Source organism: Micromonospora sp. NPDC049799, from assembly GCF_040656655.1.
GTDB lineage: Bacteria > Actinomycetota > Actinomycetes > Mycobacteriales > Micromonosporaceae > Micromonospora.
Window position 1 is genome coordinate 1 of the sequence record NZ_JBFAMU010000783.1, and the last position, 1,664, is coordinate 1,664.

The following is a 1,664-nucleotide window of genomic DNA, read 5'->3' on the forward strand; positions in this document are numbered from 1 at the left end:
GCCACCCGGTCGATGCCGTCGGCCAGCACCCGCCGGTACCGCTCGGCGGAGCCGGCGTGGAACAGGTGGGCGCGGGCGGCGGCCGAGCCGGTGGTCGGGCCGGGGGGTGGTGCCCCGACGGCGGTTCCGGGCAGGCTCATGGCAGTCCTTCTCGGTCACGGGAGGACACGGTGGACCGGGACGGGCACGCCCCGTGACGTGACCGTGTCGCTTGATCACAACGGGGCTTAGGTTAGCCTAACCTAATGCGAAGTCAAGGAGGCGTGATGAACGGCGTGCACCGGGACCCGTGGGGGATCCCGCACCTGCGGGCCGACACGGTGGACGACCTGGCCCGCCTCCAGGGGCGGGTCGCGGCCACCGACCGGGCCTGGCAGATCGAGACCGAGCGGTGGCGGTCGGAGGGCCGGCTCGCCGCACACCTCGGCCCCGATGCGGTGGTCTGGGACCGGTTCGCCCGGCGGGCACGTCTCGACGACACCGCACGCCGGTGCTTCGACCGGCTCGACGCGCCCACCCGCCGATGGGTCACCGCGTACGTCGACGGCGTCAACGACGGGCTCGCGGAGGGCGCCGCCGGGGCGCCGGAGTTCGCCGCGATCGGCCGCGCGCCGGGCCGGTGGCAACCGTGGTCACCGCTGGGGGTCTTCCTCGTCCAGCACATCCTCTTCGGCACGTTCCCCACCAAGCTGTGGCGCGCGCACGTCGCCGCGACCCTGGGCCCGGAGGCGGTGGACCTGTTCGCGACCGAGGACCCGGGAGGATCGGGCAGCAACGCCTGGGCGGTGCCCGGTGACCCCGCCACCGGCCGGGCACCGGTCATCGCCGGCGACCCGCACCGCATGCTGGAGCTGCCCGGCGTCTACCAGCAGGTGCGGCTCGCCTGCCCCGAGTTCGACGTGGTCGGCCTCGCGTTCCCGGGCGTCCCGGGGCTCCCCCACTTCGGACACGCCGGGGAGGTCGCCTGGGCGATCACCAACGCGATGGCCGACTACCAGGACCTCTACCGGGAGGAGCTGCGCCGCGAGGGCGAACGGCTCCTGGTCCGGGACGCCGACGGCTGGGTGCCGGCACGGCGCCACGTCGAGCGGATCGACGTCCGCGGCGGCGAGCCGGAATCCGTGGAGGTGATCGAGACGCCCCGCGGCCCGGTCGTCGACCACGACCGCCGCACCGGCGAGGCGATCAGCCTGCGTACGCCGAGCCGGGTCGAGGGGAACCTCGGCTTCGGCGCGCTGCTGCCGCTGCTGCGGGCCCGCACCACCGACGACGTCGTCGAGGCGCTGCGGGTCTGGGTCGAGCCCGTCAACAGCGTGCTCACCGCCGACCGGCGCGGGCGGATACGCCGGCTCGTCGCCGGGCTGGTGCCCGTTCGCGACGACCGGTGCCGGCGGGAGCCGGTGCCCGGCTGGGACCCGCGCTACCGGTGGCGGGGCGGGTACGCGCCCCTGGCCGACGCCCCGGTGGAGGGTCCCACCGTGTGCGCCAACGACCGGCGCCCCGACGTGGCCGACCTGGGTACGGACTTCGCCCCGCCCCATCGCGCGCGCCGCATCGCGGGTCTCGTGGCCGACGGCGTCGAGCCGGACGTCGTACACATGGACAGCCGGCTGCCCGCGACGGCGCTGCGCGGCCTGCTCGACCGGCTCGACCCCGACGGCCTC

The 1,664-nt window shown here is 75.7% G+C and carries 1 protein-coding gene; it reads left to right on the forward strand.

The window, feature by feature from the left end; genetic code table 11:
• Positions 1-266: 266 nt before the first annotated feature.
• On the forward strand, positions 267-1,664 hold a 1,398-nt coding region (locus tag AB0I76_RS29425), incomplete at its 3' end, for a penicillin acylase family protein (protein WP_357042260.1).